16 protein-coding genes are annotated in these 15,437 nt (G+C 64.5%); 10 read left to right on the forward strand and 6 right to left on the reverse strand.

The features are described 5' to 3' along the window. The first annotated feature begins 98 nt into the window (after positions 1-98). On the forward strand, positions 99-740 hold the full coding sequence (locus ACFDR6_RS33800) for a tetratricopeptide repeat protein (protein ID WP_375861008.1): 642 nt from the start codon (positions 99-101) through the stop codon (positions 738-740). Positions 741-960: 220 nt separating this feature from the next. Continuing rightward, positions 961-1,332: a DUF3551 domain-containing protein gene (locus tag ACFDR6_RS33805; RefSeq protein ID WP_375861009.1), complete on the forward strand. Its 372-nt coding sequence runs from the start codon at positions 961-963 to the stop codon at positions 1,330-1,332. A gap of 240 nt (positions 1,333-1,572) precedes the next feature. On the opposite strand, the gene ACFDR6_RS33810 is transcribed toward ACFDR6_RS33805, so the two are convergent. Both ACFDR6_RS33810 and ACFDR6_RS33815 read right to left on the reverse strand, forming a co-directional pair. Continuing rightward, positions 1,573-1,920, reverse strand: coding sequence for a hypothetical protein (locus ACFDR6_RS33810; protein ID WP_317242791.1), 348 nt, complete (start codon positions 1,918-1,920; stop codon positions 1,573-1,575). A gap of 162 nt (positions 1,921-2,082) precedes the next feature. Next, a complete protein-coding gene (locus tag ACFDR6_RS33815; protein ID WP_212089210.1) occupies positions 2,083-2,883 on the reverse strand; it encodes a hypothetical protein in 801 nt (266 codons plus the stop codon). A 226-nt stretch (positions 2,884-3,109) separates the two neighbouring features. Between ACFDR6_RS33815 and ACFDR6_RS33820 the strand changes: the two genes are divergently transcribed. Beyond that, positions 3,110-3,403, forward strand: coding sequence for an antibiotic biosynthesis monooxygenase (locus tag ACFDR6_RS33820; protein WP_027575542.1), 294 nt, complete (start codon positions 3,110-3,112; stop codon positions 3,401-3,403). Positions 3,404-3,566: 163 nt separating this feature from the next. On the opposite strand, the gene ACFDR6_RS33825 is transcribed toward ACFDR6_RS33820, so the two are convergent. Further along, on the reverse strand, positions 3,567-5,012 hold the full coding sequence (locus ACFDR6_RS33825) for a helix-turn-helix domain-containing protein (RefSeq protein WP_212089212.1): 1,446 nt from the start codon (positions 5,010-5,012) through the stop codon (positions 3,567-3,569). A 231-nt stretch (positions 5,013-5,243) separates the two neighbouring features. Between ACFDR6_RS33825 and ACFDR6_RS33830 the strand changes: the two genes are divergently transcribed. From ACFDR6_RS33830 to ACFDR6_RS33840, 3 genes are all read left to right on the forward strand, one after another. Further along, a complete protein-coding gene (locus ACFDR6_RS33830; RefSeq protein WP_212089214.1) occupies positions 5,244-6,878 on the forward strand; it encodes an isocitrate lyase in 1,635 nt (544 codons plus the stop codon). Between the two features lie 30 nt (positions 6,879-6,908). Then, complete coding sequence (locus ACFDR6_RS33835; RefSeq protein WP_018323282.1) at positions 6,909-7,118, forward strand: DUF4170 domain-containing protein; 210 nt, start codon at positions 6,909-6,911, stop codon at positions 7,116-7,118. Between the two features lie 189 nt (positions 7,119-7,307). After that, positions 7,308-7,862 carry a hypothetical protein gene (locus tag ACFDR6_RS33840; RefSeq protein WP_212089216.1) on the forward strand — a complete coding sequence of 185 codons (555 nt, stop codon included), beginning with the start codon at positions 7,308-7,310 and terminating at the stop codon, positions 7,860-7,862. Positions 7,863-7,983: 121 nt separating this feature from the next. Here ACFDR6_RS33840 and ACFDR6_RS33845 read toward each other — a convergent pair whose 3' ends face one another. Continuing rightward, positions 7,984-8,865 (reverse strand): metallophosphoesterase family protein, encoded by an 882-nt coding sequence (locus ACFDR6_RS33845; RefSeq protein WP_375861010.1) that lies wholly within the window; start codon positions 8,863-8,865, stop codon positions 7,984-7,986. 93 nt (positions 8,866-8,958) lie between these two features. Here ACFDR6_RS33845 and ACFDR6_RS33850 point away from each other — a divergent pair, with 93 nt between their 5' ends. Genes ACFDR6_RS33850 through ACFDR6_RS33865 form a run of 4 tightly spaced genes read left to right on the forward strand, consistent with a single transcriptional unit; the run spans position 8,959 to position 12,157 of the window. After that, entirely contained in the window at positions 8,959-9,450 is a 492-nt protein-coding gene (locus ACFDR6_RS33850; RefSeq protein WP_212089220.1) for an NUDIX domain-containing protein, read from the forward strand. A gap of 48 nt (positions 9,451-9,498) precedes the next feature. Then, a complete protein-coding gene (locus ACFDR6_RS33855) occupies positions 9,499-10,650 on the forward strand; it encodes a hypothetical protein (RefSeq protein WP_375861011.1) in 1,152 nt (383 codons plus the stop codon). Beyond that, on the forward strand, positions 10,647-11,582 hold the full coding sequence (locus ACFDR6_RS33860; RefSeq protein ID WP_375861012.1) for a glycosyltransferase family 2 protein: 936 nt from the start codon (positions 10,647-10,649) through the stop codon (positions 11,580-11,582). Before ACFDR6_RS33855 ends, ACFDR6_RS33860 begins: the two co-directional genes overlap by 4 nt. A 56-nt stretch (positions 11,583-11,638) precedes the next feature. Further along, complete coding sequence (locus ACFDR6_RS33865) at positions 11,639-12,157, forward strand: GNAT family N-acetyltransferase (RefSeq protein ID WP_375861013.1); 519 nt, start codon at positions 11,639-11,641, stop codon at positions 12,155-12,157. A 221-nt stretch (positions 12,158-12,378) separates the two neighbouring features. On the opposite strand, the gene ACFDR6_RS33870 is transcribed toward ACFDR6_RS33865, so the two are convergent. Further along, positions 12,379-14,751: a TonB-dependent receptor gene (locus ACFDR6_RS33870; RefSeq protein ID WP_375861014.1), complete on the reverse strand. Its 2,373-nt coding sequence runs from the start codon at positions 14,749-14,751 to the stop codon at positions 12,379-12,381. Positions 14,752-14,894: 143 nt separating this feature from the next. Beyond that, on the reverse strand, positions 14,895-15,311 hold the full coding sequence (locus tag ACFDR6_RS33875; protein ID WP_375861015.1) for a DUF2946 domain-containing protein: 417 nt from the start codon (positions 15,309-15,311) through the stop codon (positions 14,895-14,897). Between the last annotated feature and the right edge of the window lie 126 nt (positions 15,312-15,437).

Consider the following 15,437-nt stretch of genomic DNA (forward strand, 5'->3'; position numbering starts at 1 on the left):
GGCGCACACTGGATCGTTTGAGCCGGTGTTAACACCCCGGCGAGACCAATTCTGCGAAAGGGGATGCGTGGCCGGCCCAATGCCGGCCACCGTCGAAGATGACCAGAACTGCCGTACCATTGCTGATCGTCCTGTGTGTCCTTGTCGGCCTGTCCACGCACATGGTCGTCAATTGCGGTGACGAGGACGATCCCGACATCTGCTCGGCGGTGATCGGCTTCTCGCCGCTCCGCGGCTCGCTGATCGCCTTTGCCTATGAGGGGCGCGGACGGATCGCGCTGCGTCATGGCGACTTCAAGCGGGCGATTGCCGATTTCGACGAGGCCATTCACCTCAATCCCAACCGCGCCTCGCTCTATCGCGAGCGCGCGCTCGCGCGTCGTCAGAACGGCGATCTCGAGCTCGCCATCGCCGACTATGACGAGGCGATCGCGCATGATCCCAAGCGCGCTACGCCCTACCACCAGCGTGGTCTTGCGCTCGCCGCCACCGGCGATCTCGATCGCGCCATCCTGAGTTACAACACGGCGGTCCGCCTCGATCCGTCGGATGCCCTGGCCCGCCTCGACCGCGGCCTGGCATTCCTGGCCCGCGGCCAGGCCGACGACGCGCGCGCCGATTTCGAGGCGGCGCTGGCGCTGCCTGCAGGCAAAGACGGCCGCGCGCGCGAGGCTGCGCGCGAAAAGCTCGCCGAGCTCGCGAGCGCCGAGCCGACCCGGATCGCCGCGCCGGCAAGGTGAGGAGAGCAGCGTTCACCGCGCACAGCTACTCGCCCTGGTCGGAGAGGGGAGGCTCGCCCTGGAGCGGCGAGACGGGCGATGGATGCGGCCGGTAAGACTGTCGCGGCCGCGCGGGCGTTTGAACCAATCCCCCAGAATTGATTTGGATCAATGCTGATTGCGCCCAGACTGCACCCTGTGTCGTGCAAACTTGGAGGTTCCAATGTGGAAATGGGCTTTCATGATTCTGACGGTGAGTATCGCCCTGACAGCGGGGCACGCCCGGGCCCAAACATACGACCCGGCTTTTCCGGTTTGCCTGTACGTCGTTTCGTTCGGAATGACCCCGTACTATCGATGCAGCTACATGACGATGGACCAATGCAGGGCGTCGGCGAACGGTCAGATGTGCGTCCTCAATCCCTATTACGCAGGTCCGGCCAGAGGAAGCAAACGGGGTCAGCATCGTCAAACCTACGCACCACCTCGGCCGCCGGTGCACTACCGGGCCTCACCGTACAATCAACACTATGAACCGTATTATGGAGCGTCGCAGGGCTACGCGCCGGGCGAGAAGGAACGATTTCTCCAAAGTGTGAGAAGCTTTATGTGACGGATGACGGATCGACGGTGTGTAGCGCACGTGTGCCAGCCCTCGGGCCGGGGGGCAGCTTCGTACGTCGTGGGCGACCCTATCGCGGCGGACCTGCGGAAGCACGCCGTCCAAATGGCGAGTCGTAAACGAACGACGCTGCAGCGAAGGCCCGCGAGCCGACCAGACGGGAGATGACAAGAAAAGCCGACGAGTGCTCCCGGGATGACAAGCAGCGCCGGGAGCGCGGAAGAGCAACGGCTACTTCGTCTTTTTTGCTTTGGCTTTCTTCGCGGCCTTCTTCTCCGGCTTCTCCTTCGCCTTCTTCTCCACCTTCACCGCAACGGGCGTGCTGGCGGCAATCCGCATCGACCGCGCGTAGCTGTCGGCGACGTTGTCGGCGGACATCTGGAGGCGCTTGGCGGCGGCGGTGGCCTGCTCCATGGTGGCCTTGGCCATCATCTTGAAGCGGTCGGCGGTTTCCTTGCCCTTGGCCTTGACCGCAAGGCCGTTGAAGCGATCCCGCCGCTCCTTGGCGCGGGTCATCAGGCCCGTATGCAGCTGTCTGGCCAGTTGCCGGATCACGACATCCAGGTCGGCGTCCGCCATGTTCTCTTATCCCCTTCGAAAAACGGTATCGATGCGGGCGGGACTATGCAGATCAGGCCCCGCCTTGGCAATTCCCGCCGGGGCGTCATCCGCAGCTTCCCGCGGGCCAAAACAAAAAAAGCCGCGCATGCCGCGCGGCTTTTGAACGTTTCGGGAGGCGCCTCACTTCAGCGAGGCCACCGGTCCGTTTGCCGCCGCGGGCTCGGGGTCGAAGCCGAACACGCCGACCAGATATTTGTAATAATCCGGCATCTTCTCCTTGAGCGCCTCGCGCGACTTCGGGTCGTGGAATTCGCTTTTTCCGGCCAGGAAGATGCTGGCGGTCACGGCAAAGAACTCCATCGGATTTTTCATCGCATAGGAGTCCTTGGGGAGAAGATCCTTGGACTTGGCAAGCGCGTAATAGGCGATCACGCCCTTATTGGCATAGCCGTCCGGCAACAGCCGGGCGTGATAGGCGTGCAGCAACTCGTGCAGCAGCACGGCTTCCTTCTCATACCGCATCATGTCCGGGCGCAGCATGATCACGCCGAGCCCGGAATCGACTGCGAGGTCGACGGCGTTCGGGTTGGTCCAGCGCTGCTTGTTCGGGTCCCACACCGTGAGCGTTCGTGGCGCGGAGCGATGAATCTCTGGCGTGACCCGGCCGTAGCACGCGGTCGCGGCGCCTTCGTCGAGACAGGCCAGCTCGCTCGCGACGATCGGCACGGTATGGAAGAAACGCAACACGCGCGGCGAAAGGCCAGCGCCTTCGACGAGATCGATCTGCTGCTTCAGATTGTCGGTGAGCTTGTCGACGTCCTTGCGGTCGGAATTCTCCGACAGGTCGAACATGTAGCCGCGGTAGCTCTGGAAGCCCGGCGGCAGCGGCTGCGCTGCGCCGGCATCGAGCGAGCCAGCATGGGATGGACTGGCGAAGAGCGCGCCGACGATGGTCGCGGTCAGCAGCAACGCAATGCGCATGATGAACCCCCTGATGTCACTTCGCCCGGTAGAATAGGTCACCGGTGTTTGCGAAAAGTGAGTGGGGCAAGACTAAGGCGCCGATGTTGAGGTGTGCTTAACCGTTGGTTGCAGAACGCCGCAATGGATTAGGGCAGGGTTAACCAAGCATGGATTGGCGGGGCGCTTCGGCGTAACATCGTTCCGGGCAACAAGCCCCTCATCACGAGCCGGAAGGGAGGATGCCATGTATGCCGCCATCCGTCAGGCCAAGGCGAAAAGCGGGAGTGCGGAAGAGCTGGCGCGCAGGATCAAGGACGGCGCCGTTCCGATCATCAGCGACGTCGACGGCTTCCGCGCCTATTACGTCGTCTATGCCGGCGACGACACGGTCACCGCGATCTCGATCTTCGACAAGTTCGAGCAGGCCGAGGAAGCCAACAAGCGCGCGATCGCCTGGATCGAAAAGGATCTCGGCCCGCTGCTGGCCGGGCATGCGAGCGCCGCCGCGGGCCCCGTGATCGTGCATACGCTGGCGTGAGGTGCTGGCTGTCGCCACGCATTCAACTGTGATCGCCCGGCTTGACCGGGCGATCCAGTACTCCGTGGCGGCAGTGATGGAGCCGATAGGCCGCGGCGTACTGGATGCCCCGCTTTCGCGGAGCATGACAGCGGAATGAGCGGTATGTGCCTTCCGTCAAACCTTACAATTCCCGCGCATTCGAGAACGCGAAGCTCGACACCCGCCGCGTCGTCTCGTCCAGGATAAGCGTGCGCGTGATCGGCGGCTCGGCGCGCTGGGCACAGTTTTCGCGCTCGCACAGGCGGCAATTGACGCCGATCGGCGTGCCCTCGGTTTTCTCGAGGTCCATGCCGGCGGCATAGGTCAGCCGCGCGGCGTGACGGATCTCGCAGCCGAGGCCGATGGCGAAGCGCGGCTGCGGCAGCGGGTGCGGCGCGACGGGACGGCGCACCATCTGCGCGATCGAGAAATAACGCGTGCCGTCGGACAGCTCGATCACCTGCTTGAGCAGGCGATCCGGCGTGTCGAAGGTCGAGTGCACGTTCCAGAGCGGACAGGTGCCGCCGAACTTCGAGAACGGGAAGGTGCCGGACGAGAAGCGCTTGGAGACGTTGCCGGCATTGTCGACGCGCAAGAGGAAGAACGGAATGCCGCGCGCGTTCGGCCGCTGCAGGGTGGTGAGGCGGTGGCAGACCTGCTCGAAGCCGGAATTGAAGCGCTGCGCCAGCACGTGGATGTCGTAATTCAGGGCTTCGGCCGCGGCCAAGAATGCCGGATAGGGCATCATCACGGCGGCGGCAAAGTAGTTGCCGAGCGTGATGCGGAACAGGCGGCGCGGCGCGTCGTCGAGCGGGCCGGCGCGGCCGATGATGGTCTCCAGGGCTTGCGCGCATTCCCCTAAGCCAAGCTGGAAGGCGAGCTGGAAGGCGCGGCCGGGCGGATCGACCAGCTCGGAGATCAGCAACTGGCGGCGATGACGATCGAACCGCCGGAGCGTCTCGCGCATCACGTCGACAGGCATGACGCGGGTCTGGATCGAATGCTTTTCACGCAGCCGCGCCGCGAGCGCTGCATAGAGTCCCTCGGCCGGCACGTTCAACTCGTCGCGAAGATTCTCCGCGGCCTGTTCGAGTTCCGGGAAGTAGTTGCGGTTGGCCTCGATCAGCTCGCGCACGCGCTCGACCGGATTGGCCTCATAGCGGGTGCCGACATCGCGGTCGGCCATCTGGGCGGCTGCCAGCGTCTCGCCCTGGCGGGCCTCGGCGTAGGCGGCGTAGAGCCGCTGCAGGGCATGGGTGACGCCGGGGCAGAGCTCGGCGAGGTCGCGCAGCTCCTGCTTGGGAACGTCGATCTGGCGGAACAGGGGATCGGAGAAGATCTCGTTGAGCTCGGCGAAGAAACGGTCCTCGTCAGCGGTGGCCAGATCGCGCAAATCGAGGTCGTAGGTCTCGGCCAGCCGCAGCAGGATCTGCGCCGTCACCGGGCGCTGGTTACGCTCGATCAGGTTGACATAGCTCGGCGAGATCCCGAGTCCCTCGGCGATCTGGGTTTGCGACAGCCCCAATTGCTGCCGGATCCTCCGGAACCGCGGGCCGACGAAGAGTTTCTTGCCGGAATTGGCGGGCATTTCTCAGATCTCCCGGACCGCGTAAAGGACAGTTTTGCTGACCTATGTGTTACAAGATTTACAAAATAACATCTGTTACATGTTCTGATGTTACATGACATCACCAATAAAAAACAAGCCATCTATACGAAGTTTCTGTTTTCGCGTTTAGCTCCTGACACGCATCTCGCAATGCACTGTCAAGAATGTCGATGGCAAGCCATCGCCATCGTCAGCGAAAGGATCAGGCACATGAACTACCAGCCGCGCGGCATCAGCACCCTTCAGGGCCCGGGTTCGTATCAGGACGAGGTCAAGGCAGCCCGGGCGCTCCTCGAGACCCAGCCGACCTGGAACGGCGTGTCGGCCGAGGCCGTCGCACGCATGCGCCTGCAGAACCGCTTCAAGACCGGTCTCGACGTCGCCCGCTACACCGCGGCGCTGATGCGGGCCGACATGGCCGCCTATGACAACGACCCGACCAAGTACACCCAGTCGCTGGGCTGCTGGCACGGCTTCATCGCCCAGCAGAAGCTGATCTCGGTCAAGAAGCACTTCGGCGGCAGAACCGATCGCACCTATCTGTACCTCTCGGGCTGGATGATCGCGGCGCTGCGCTCCGAGTTCGGCCCGCTGCCCGACCAGTCCATGCACGAGAAGACCTCGGTGCCGGCACTGATCGAGGAACTCTACACGTTCCTGCGTCAGGCGGATTCGCGTGAGCTCAACGACATCTTCCGTCTTCTCGACAAGGCGCGCAAGGAAGGCGACCAGACTCGCGAGAAGGAGCTGATTGCGAAGATCGACAACTTCCAGACCCACGTCGTGCCTGTCATCGCCGACATCGACGCCGGCTTCGGCAATGCCGAGGCGACCTATCTGCTCGCCAAGAAGATGATCGAAGCGGGCGCCTGCGCGCTCCAGATCGAGAATCAGGTCTCGGACGAGAAGCAGTGCGGCCACCAGGACGGCAAGGTCACCGTGCCGCATGACGTCTTCCTCGCCAAGATCCGTGCCTGCCGCCACGCCTTCCTGGAGCTCGGCGTCGAAGACGGCATCGTCGTGACCCGCACTGATTCGCTCGGCGCCGGCCTGACGCAGCAGATCGCCGTCAGCCACAAGCCCGGCGATATCGGCGACCAGTACAACAGCTTCCTGGATTGCGAGGAAGTGACGGCGGAGAACGCCCGCAACGGCGACGTCATCATCAATCGCAACGGCAAGATGATGCGTCCGAAGCGGCTGCCTTCGAACCTCTATCAGTTCCGCCCCGGCACCGGCGAAGACCGCTGCGTGCTGGACTGCATCACCTCGCTGCAGAACGGCGCCGACCTACTCTGGATCGAGACCGAGAAGCCGCACATCGAGCAGATCGCCAAGATGGTCGATCGGATCCGCAAGGTCGTCCCGAACGCGAAGCTGGCCTACAACAATTCGCCGTCGTTCAACTGGACCCTCAACTTCCGTTGGCAGGTCTACGACGCGATGAAGGAAGCAGGCAAGGACGTCAGCAAGTACAACCGTGCCGAGCTGATGAAGGCGGAGTACGACGATACGCCGCTGGCCAAGGAAGCCGACGAGCGCATCCGCACCTTCCAGGCGGATTCGGCCAAGCGTGCCGGCATCTTCCACCATCTGATCACGTTGCCGACCTATCACACGGCAGCGCTCTCGACCGACAACCTCGCCCGTGAGTATTTCGGCGAGCAGGGCATGCTGGGCTACGTCAAGAACGTCCAGCGCGCCGAGATCCGTCAGGGCATCGCCTGCGTGAAGCACCAGAACATGGCCGGTTCCGACATCGGTGACGACCACAAGGAGTACTTCGCCGGCGAGGCTGCCCTGAAGGCGGGCGGCGCCCACAACACGATGAACCAGTTCGGCTAACGCAGCACGCACCGAAACAGGAGACTGACAATGACCAAAGGCAGCAATTTCTGGGTGATCGGCGGCGAGTTCGGCTCGATGAACTTCCACAAGCTGGTGGAAGGCTCGGCCCAGGTGCAGGGTCCGTTCAAGACCCGCAAGGAGGCCGAGGACGCCTGGCGCACGGTCTCGGAAGAGAACCGCCATAAGGCCGGCGTCCGTTTCTCGATCGTGGAAGAGCCGTCGCGGGTCTCGGCCTGACGGCTGCCTGAAGATCTAAGAAGACGTCCAAGGACGGAGGGTCCCATCCGGCGCAAGCCGGGTGGGATCGTCTGTTTTTGGCACAGGTGAATGGCCTGTGGGCGCCGTAAGCCTCTGGAATTGTGGGCCCTTTGCGGGCGTATTGGTTGCTGATAGGTTAACGGAGGAAAGTCGAGGACGAGGCCGACAATGTCAGAGCCCGAGACCAGCGGGATCCATCCCGGCCAGCCGCGCCCGGTGCGGCTGCGCGATGCGCTGCTGCGAGCGCGGATCGAGGCCGCCGACCGGACCGGCGTGGTGGTCGATCTCAGGGACGCCGAGGTCGCGCGACTCGAGATCCTCAACGACGCCCTCGATCCGCTGTTCGCGCAGGTGCCTGACAAGATCGACCTGTTCGACCGCGGCATCAGCCAGGGCGATACGCCGAGACTGTGGATCGACGTCGTCGCGCACATCGTGATGGGGCGCGACAAGAGGATGTACCGCTTCGTCCAGGACACCCGCTTCGGCCGCATCGTGCTCGCCGAATCGCACGACACCATCGTGATCGTCGAGGCCGTCACCGACTACGTCGCGCGCCGCATGGTCGAGCGCGAGCATGCGATGGTGGTCCCGCCCGAACCGAAACCCGAGGTCGCGCCCCCGCGGCGACGCTCACGCGTGTGGCCGTTCGTGTTCGGCTTCATTCTCGGCGCTGCCGCGTTGTTCGGCGTCGCCGTGGTCGCCGCCTTGCGGAGCTGGTGAGGCTCTCTCCATCGTCATTCCGGGGCGCGCGAAGCGCGAACCCGGAATCCATTCATCAGCACGTAGTGCGGCTCGATGGATTCCGGGTTCATGCTTCGCATGCCCCGGAATGACAGCGGGGCTAAATCAACCTCACATGCTTGATCTGCCCAATCTGCAATCCCGCTCTCAGGCTCCGCACCGTCTGCTCGCACCGCCAGCTGGCATTGTCCTTCTCGATCGTGAACAGATTATACGCCGCCGCGGGGTAGCGCCCATGCGCGAGCGCGGACGCTGAGGGCACGCCGAGCGCGGGAATCTTGCCGTTCGGCCCCTCGAACCACATCGTCGAATGAATGTGGTCGTGCCCGTGCAGGATCAGCTCGACGCCGTGGCGCTTGAGCAGGGCCAGCAGCGCGGCCGAATCTGTCATCCGCTTCTGCCGCGCACCGGACTTCAGCGGATGGTGCACCAGCAGCACGCGGAAGACGTCCTCGGTCGCGAGCCGTTCGAGCATTCCTGCGAGCGAGGCGAGCTGATCGCTGCCGAGCGTGCCCGTCGCCATCAGCGGCAGGGTCGGGACCGCCGTCGACAGGCTGATCAGCGCGAGCGGCCCGCGCCGGCGCACGGACGGAAAGCCGATCTTGCCGTCATCGTCCGCAAGATAGGGGCCAAACGTCTCGCCGAAGCGATGCGAGGTGGCGCGAACATAGGCGTCGTGATTGCCGGGAATTGTGGTGACTCGGTCGGGCGGGCCGACGCCCTCGAGCCAGGCGCGGGCAGGAGCGAACTCGGCTTCCAGCGCCAGGTTCACGAGATCGCCAGTCACCGCGATGTGGTCGGGCGCCTGCGCCTTCATGTCGGCCACCAGCGCGTCGAGCACCTCGCGGCGCTGGTACTTGTGGCGGTTGCGCGTCCAGTTGACATAGCCGAGCACGCGCTTGCCCGCGAGCTCGATCAGCTGCGGCTTCGGCAAGGGCGGCAGATGCGGATCGGACAGATGGGCGAGCGTGAAAGGGGCCATGGCGCGCGATTGCCTCGCTATTGCTCCACTGTAATGGCAAGGTCGCAGGCAACGTGCAAGCGGGGCCCGGGACAACGGCCTCGAGGAAGCCTGATGGAAGATCGTCTGAACAGCGTTCGCAGGAAGTTCGAGCCGTTGCTGCGGCGAATCTTCCACGCCTATTTCCTGGTCGTCCGCGCCATGACGCTCGGCGTCCGCGCCGTGGTGCTGGATCATGAGAATCGGGTGTTCCTGGTCAAGCACAGCTACGTCAGCGGCTGGTACCTGCCCGGCGGCGGCGTCGATTTCGGCGAGACCATGGAAGAGGCGCTGCGCCGCGAGCTCAAGGAGGAGGGCGACATTGATCTGGTCGGAGATGCCGTGCTGCACGGCATCTTCCTCAACAGCCACGTCTCCCGCCGCGACCACGTCGCGGTCTACGTGGTCAGGCAGTTCAGCCAGGACCGCCTGCCCGAGCCCAATCGCGAGATCGTCGAGTGCGGATTTTTCGCAGTCACGGCGCTGCCGGAGGGGACCACGCCCGGGACGCGGCTGCGGATCGCGGAAGTCGTGGGCGGACAAGCTCCGATTGCGACGTGGCGCTGACGGCGGCTTGTGCTAGTAACCGGATCCTACGGATTCCGCGGACCCCGGATGAAGATTGCCAAACTCGCCTTCGGCCTGATCTGCCTTGCGATCCTTGCCAGCAACATCGTCACGATGTCGCGCTGGAGCGAGGCGCGCGGCGTCTATGACGACATCTGCTATCTCCGGCAGGCGCATCTATTCCAGCGCCTCGGCATCGGTGGGCTCAACACCAACGCCGCGTTTGATTACGATGATTATGCCAAAGGCAAGTGGAAGGAAATTTCGTACGCCGAGTGGCAGGATCCGACGCGCTGGCCGTGCCACAATCCGATGCCAGGCGGCAAGATCGTGATTCAATATCCGCCCGGCACGGGATTCCTGCTGGCGCTGTTTCCGGAAGGCAATCAGGTGGTGCCGCTCTACATTGCCGCGAGCCTGATCGTCTGCGGCCTCGCGCTATCGGGCATCTTCTTGGCGCGCACGCTGCCTTCGATAGTGGGCGCGGGCCTGTTCGGCGCTCTGGCAATCTATCTCATGATCAACCCGGCGAAGGCGAGCTATTCGATCGCGCCGACCATGGCGGTGTGTGCCGTCGCGGGATTTCTGACCGCGCTGTGGCTGACGAGGCAGAAGCGCAGTCTGCTGCTGCTCGCGCTGATCGGCCTTCTGCTCGGAGCCTCCGTCAGTTTCAGGCTGCCGAACGCGCTGCTGCTGGCTGGTTATTGCCTGTTCCTGGCCGTTGCGTTCCTGCGATCGCGGACGGTCGCGGATTTCATGCAGGGGCTCGGCTTCGGTGTTGGTGCCCTCGTCGGTATGACGCCGACATTGCTTGCCCAGGCCGTCAACGCCGGCAGCCCGCTGGCCACCACCTATGGCAGCGTCGACGCGGTCGCGCCGGCCTTCGATCTTGCCGTCCTCGGCCAGTATCTACGCGACACGCAGTCCGCGCTGATCGTGCTGGCGATCGGCTCTACGGCCTGGTTCTTGCGGGTGGGCGAGGGGAGCGTGCGGCAGGTCGCGCTCGTCGTCGCCGGTAATCTCGTCGTCAACCTCGTCTTCTTCCTGAGCCATCCGATCTTCACACCCTATTACATCGTGCCGATCGCGATGCTGTCGCTGTGGAGCGTCTCGTTCGCCTGGCTGATGCAGCCCGAGCAGGCGCGGCAGCCCGCTCTGCTCGCGCGCGAGCCGGCAAGCCTCGGGGTGCCCTCGCGATGACCTCAACGCAACTTCGCATCGCGGTGCTGGTGCCATGCTACAATGAGGAAGCGGCGGTCGCGACCGTCGTTGCCGACTTCCGCAAGGCGCTCCCTTCGGCCGAGATCTATGTCTACGACAACAATTCGCGCGACCGTACCGCGGCAGCCGCGCGCGAAGCTGGCGCAATCGTGCGCAGCGAGCGGCGGCAGGGCAAGGGCCACGTCGTGCGCCGCATGTTCGCCGACGTCGAGGCCGACGTCTATGTGCTGGTCGACGGCGATGCCACCTACGATGCGCCGAGCGCGCCGCGCATGATCGACAGGCTGCTCGATGATCAGCTCGACATGGTGGTCGGCCTTCGCGTCGATCAGGACCAGGCCGCCTACCGGCTCGGCCACCGTACCGGCAACCGTATGCTGACCGGCTTCCTGGCGTCGACCTTCGGTCACACGTTCAAGGACATCCTGTCCGGCTACCGCGTGTTCTCGCGCCGCTTCGTCAAATCCTTCCCGGTCCTCTCCGACGGCTTCGAGATCGAGACGGAGCTTGCAGTCTACGCGCTGGAATTGTCGCTGCCGGTCGCCGAGATCGAGACTCCCTATTACGCGCGCCCGGAAGGCTCGTTCTCCAAGCTCAACACCTGGCGCGACGGGTTTCGCATCCTCGGCACCATGCTGAAGCTCTACCGTTCGGAGCGGCCGTTGCGCTTCTTCACGGTGATCGGAATCCTGCTGGCGCTGGCCTCGGTGACCCTCGCGATCCCGATCGTGATCACCTTCATCGAGACCGGTCTCGTGCCGCGCCTGCCCACCGCGGTGCTGTCGATGGGCTTGGCGATCATGGCCCTGCTCTCGGTGTCGTCGGGACTCGTGCTCGACACGGTGACGCGAGGACGGCGGGAAGTGAAGATGCTGGCCTATCTGTCCCAACCGACCTTGAAAAGGAGCTGAGCGCCGTCGCTGCCCAATGGACCGCGCTGCGTTGAGGTGCTATCCCGCGAATTGACATGACCGATCTCTCACTGACCATCCTTCCCGAGGCCGCCGGCGACGCCCAGTCGATCGAGCGGCTGCATGAACGCACCTTCGGTCCCGGCCGCTTCGTGCTCAGCGCCTACCGGATTCGCGAGCACGTCGACCATCTGCTCGAATTGTCCTTCACGGCCCGCATCGGCACGCTGCTGGTCGGCTCCGTCAGGCAACTGCCCATCCTGATCGGCGACACGCCCGCGCTGCTGCTCGGGCCGCTCACGGTCGAGCCGCCGTTCCGCGGCCGCGGTGTCGGCCGTCTGTTGATGGAGCGCGCGCTCAAGGACGCGAAGGCGAAAGGCCACCGTCTCGTGCTGCTGGTCGGCGACGAACCCTATTACAGCCGTGTCGGCTTCAAGCCGGTCCCCAAGGGCCGCGTCACCATGCCGGGCCCTGTCGATGCCGCGCGCATCCTGGTGTTCGAGCTCGTCGACGGCGCCTTCGAGGGCGTGTCGGGCCCGGTCGGCCCCGACTGGAGCAAGGCGCGGTTAGGCTAGCTCGTAGCTCTATCCGGCTACGAGACCGTCGATAAGACACACGGCCGCGCGCCTCATACTCCGTCATTGCGAGCGGCTTGTCCGCCATAGCTCGGAGAGCGACGGCGGAAGCGAAGCAATCAAGAATTGTTCCGCGGAGGCAGTCTGGATTGCTTCGTCGCAAGGGCTCCTCGCAATGACGGTGTAGGTCGGGGCCCGTGGGCCCCGGCCTTGATCCACGCTCAGAACTTGAAGTTCGCGAACGCCCGCACGCCAATGCCGGGCATGAGCACCTCGTCCTTGGTGTAGGACACCGAGTTGCGGATGTTCTCGTTGAGCAGGTTATTGCCGAGAAGGCCGATCAGCATCTCGCGCGCGCCGAATGGATTGGGGTTGAGCTTGGTCCTGTAGCTGACCTCGGCCTTCAATAGATTGTAGCCTGCCGTCGGCGTCTCCGCGATCACGGCGACGTTGTTCTGGGCGAAGGCATGCAACAGGTTGACGCGCATCAGCCAGTTGTCGTCGCGCCAGAACAGGCCGCCGCCCATTCTGAGCGGGGGAATCCGCGGCACGTTGGTGCCGTCAGAGAAGGTGGCGCGGACGAAGTCGATCTGGTTCTCGATGCCCCAGATGCCGCCCTGGAGCGCGCCGACGTCGAGCTGCGACTGGAATTCGCCGCCGCGGAAGGTTGCGTTCCGCTGCGTATAGACCGCCTGGTTCAACTCGCCATCCGGCGCGCCGCAGGATGCGAAATCGTCATCGCACCGCACGCCGGTGAGGCGACGATAGATGAAATTGTCGAAATGCGTGTAGTAGACGGTTGCCTCGAAGCGGAACGGGCCCGTCGCACGGCGCACGCCGACTTCGACAGATTTTGCGGTCTCGATGGTGAGGTTCGGGTTGCCGATGTCGAAGGTTGCCGTCGCGTCGTGGCCGCCGCGGGAAAACAGCTCGGCCGCCTTCGGCGCGCGTTCGACATATTGCGCGGTGATGCTGCCGACCATGCCGCCGGGCAGATCCTGCAGCAGGCCGATGCTGCCGCTCTTGGGCGTGAAAGACGGGTTACGCCCGATCGCTGCCTGGGGCGTGCCGTCGGGCAGATAGTCCGCCGGGAAATTAGGCGTCGTGCCGTGCAGCTCGACATGTTCGATGCGGCCGGCGATCTGCGCCCGGGTCGCCTCCGTGAATTTGAACTCGTTGAAGGCGTAACCGGCAACACGGTTGCTGTTGCTGGGATCCAGCAAGCCGTTGAAAAGCGCACCGGGATTGTTGGGGCTCGACGCGCTCAGTTCCTGATGGCCGACCTGGAAGCCCAGCGCCGTCGTCACCTCGGCGAAGCGCGCGTTGAACGGCATCAGCTGCACCTCGGTGCGGATCTCCTGCTCCCTGTTGGTGAAAGTCTGCTGAATACCGTCGCTGGTGAGATCGGCCGGATCGCCAAGCCCGATCTCGTGATGCCTGTAGTCGGTCGCGCCGGCCCAGAACCGGACAGCATCGATGGCTGCAGCGTCCGGGCGGTATTCGCCCTTGACGTTGATCTTGGTCTGGTGCGCGTCGATCCGCGTGTTGTGGTCGGAAGCCTCGATACCGGGGATGTGGTAGAGCGCGTCGTTCTGCGTGATCGACGCGCCGATATAGCCGCCCTGGAAGAAATAGGAGCCGCCGATCGAGGCACCGTACGAGCGCGTCGCCGAGTTGGGCTGGCGACCGTTCACCGGCCGCGTCTGGTCGAACAGATACGGATAGCCCGGGATGTGATAGTCGGAGGTCGTCCGGCCATAGGCGTCGGCATGGAACGCGAAATTGCCGCCGCCGGTATCGAGGAGCACGCCGCTTTCAACGCCGCGATCGACCGAGCTGACCGCGGTCCGCGTCTCGGCCGTCACGCAAGGCGCCGAGGCGGCGCCGGCGAGCGGCGCCTTGACCGGCAGGCCATAGCTCTGGAACGGGGCGCCGCAGTTCGGCAGCGCATCCGGAATGCGATTGTTGGTGGCGCTGACGACGCCGCCGATCGAGGTCGAACCGTAGCGCAGAGCGGCGGGGCCGCGCACCACTTCGATCTGGTTGGTCGCGAGCGGATCGATCGGAACGAAATGATCCTCGCCGAGATCGGAGACGCCGCCGGCATTGGTGCCGTTCTCGATGATCCCAACGCGGTTGACGTCGAGGCCGCGGATGATCGGCCGGCTGGAGGCGCCGGGCGCAAAGCTCGAGCCGGTGATGCCGGGCTTGGAGAACAGGAGATCGCCGAGCTGACCGCCGCCCTCGCGGCGGATCTCCTCGTTCGGCACCACGGTGACCGTCGCGAACTGGTTGGTCACAATAGGCAGCACGCCCGGTTGGGGCGCGGCGGACGCCGGCGTCGCCGGCGTTGCTTCCGCCGCCGTTTGCGCGGGGTTGCGCACCCGCGCGGTCCGCGTGCCGCGGCCTGGGTTGCGGGACGTCACCGCCGCTCTGCGCACGATCGGGCTCGGCGCCGTCACGGTGACGGCGGGGATCTCGGTCGACGATTGGTCTTGCGCAGGCGTTTGGGCGAAAACGGGTGTGGCGGCAGCACCGAGCAGGAGCAGGCTTGCTCCGCCAAGACGCTGCGCGCGTCGCGATTTGAATGACATGATCCTGATTCCAGCCAGGCCGTCCGCATATTGTTCGCTGATGGGGAGGCGGCCCGCCGTCGCAGCGCGACGGAATTCGACTTCAACTTCTCCCAGGCATTCGCCGATGCGCGGCGAGGCTGGGCGTGATCAGACGTTGGAGGTCAGGACGCGGGAGGGGCGCGGGGCTGAAATGCCGTGCCGGCCGATTTCAGATGGATGAATTCGGCATCTGTGGTGCGGTGGAGCAGTTCGATCGCCTGCGGCAGCAGCAGCACGGGCGGCGTTGCCGATATGATCGTGCCCGCCATCGCAATGATGGCGCAGATAGCGCAATTGTCCTCGGCCGGATGCTCGCGGTCGGGGCTCGAGGGCAATTGCTTGTGAACCGCTGTGCGGTCGATCGCAGCGACGTCCTTGCCGCTGTCCTTGACGCCGTCGGTCTGCTGCAGCGAGGATTGAGCAAGGGGAGCAGCCTGGGCGAACCAATGGCTGTGGCCGAATGTCAGCGCGAACTGCACCAGCATCGCGAACAACGCGAGCCGGGTGCCGTGCCTGATATTCGACCGGAACCACTTCATCTGAAAACGCCACCCCCACACCGGGACGCCAATCTCAGGACGCCGCGATGTTATAATGTAACATCGCCTGACCAGTCGTTGGATGTCAACGGCCGGTCCCGGCTGCCGCTGAGGCGGCCCGCTGGA

The organism is Bradyrhizobium tunisiense, assembly GCF_042263385.1.
In the GTDB taxonomy this organism is placed as follows: Bacteria; Pseudomonadota; Alphaproteobacteria; order Rhizobiales; family Xanthobacteraceae; genus Bradyrhizobium; species Bradyrhizobium tunisiense.

What these genes read in the sequence shown, in the direction of transcription:
- ACFDR6_RS33845 (WP_375861010.1), bottom strand. Translation starts at nt 8,865, where the DNA reads ATGGCCCCTTTCACGCTCGCCCATCTGTCCGATCCGCATCTGCCGCCC.
- ACFDR6_RS33840 (WP_212089216.1), top strand. Translation starts at nt 7,308, where the DNA reads ATGTCAGAGCCCGAGACCAGCGGGATCCATCCCGGCCAGCCGCGCCCG.
- ACFDR6_RS33855 (WP_375861011.1), top strand. Translation starts at nt 9,499, where the DNA reads ATGAAGATTGCCAAACTCGCCTTCGGCCTGATCTGCCTTGCGATCCTT.
- ACFDR6_RS33825 (WP_212089212.1), bottom strand. Translation starts at nt 5,012, where the DNA reads ATGCCCGCCAATTCCGGCAAGAAACTCTTCGTCGGCCCGCGGTTCCGG.
- ACFDR6_RS33800 (WP_375861008.1), top strand. Translation starts at nt 99, where the DNA reads ATGACCAGAACTGCCGTACCATTGCTGATCGTCCTGTGTGTCCTTGTC.
- ACFDR6_RS33870 (WP_375861014.1), bottom strand. Translation starts at nt 14,751, where the DNA reads ATGTCATTCAAATCGCGACGCGCGCAGCGTCTTGGCGGAGCAAGCCTG.
- ACFDR6_RS33850 (WP_212089220.1), top strand. Translation starts at nt 8,959, where the DNA reads ATGGAAGATCGTCTGAACAGCGTTCGCAGGAAGTTCGAGCCGTTGCTG.
- ACFDR6_RS33810 (WP_317242791.1), bottom strand. Translation starts at nt 1,920, where the DNA reads ATGGCGGACGCCGACCTGGATGTCGTGATCCGGCAACTGGCCAGACAG.
- ACFDR6_RS33865 (WP_375861013.1), top strand. Translation starts at nt 11,639, where the DNA reads ATGACCGATCTCTCACTGACCATCCTTCCCGAGGCCGCCGGCGACGCC.
- ACFDR6_RS33830 (WP_212089214.1), top strand. Translation starts at nt 5,244, where the DNA reads ATGAACTACCAGCCGCGCGGCATCAGCACCCTTCAGGGCCCGGGTTCG.
- ACFDR6_RS33820 (WP_027575542.1), top strand. Translation starts at nt 3,110, where the DNA reads ATGTATGCCGCCATCCGTCAGGCCAAGGCGAAAAGCGGGAGTGCGGAA.
- ACFDR6_RS33815 (WP_212089210.1), bottom strand. Translation starts at nt 2,883, where the DNA reads ATGCGCATTGCGTTGCTGCTGACCGCGACCATCGTCGGCGCGCTCTTC.
- ACFDR6_RS33860 (WP_375861012.1), top strand. Translation starts at nt 10,647, where the DNA reads ATGACCTCAACGCAACTTCGCATCGCGGTGCTGGTGCCATGCTACAAT.
- ACFDR6_RS33875 (WP_375861015.1), bottom strand. Translation starts at nt 15,311, where the DNA reads ATGAAGTGGTTCCGGTCGAATATCAGGCACGGCACCCGGCTCGCGTTG.
- ACFDR6_RS33805 (WP_375861009.1), top strand. Translation starts at nt 961, where the DNA reads ATGATTCTGACGGTGAGTATCGCCCTGACAGCGGGGCACGCCCGGGCC.
- ACFDR6_RS33835 (WP_018323282.1), top strand. Translation starts at nt 6,909, where the DNA reads ATGACCAAAGGCAGCAATTTCTGGGTGATCGGCGGCGAGTTCGGCTCG.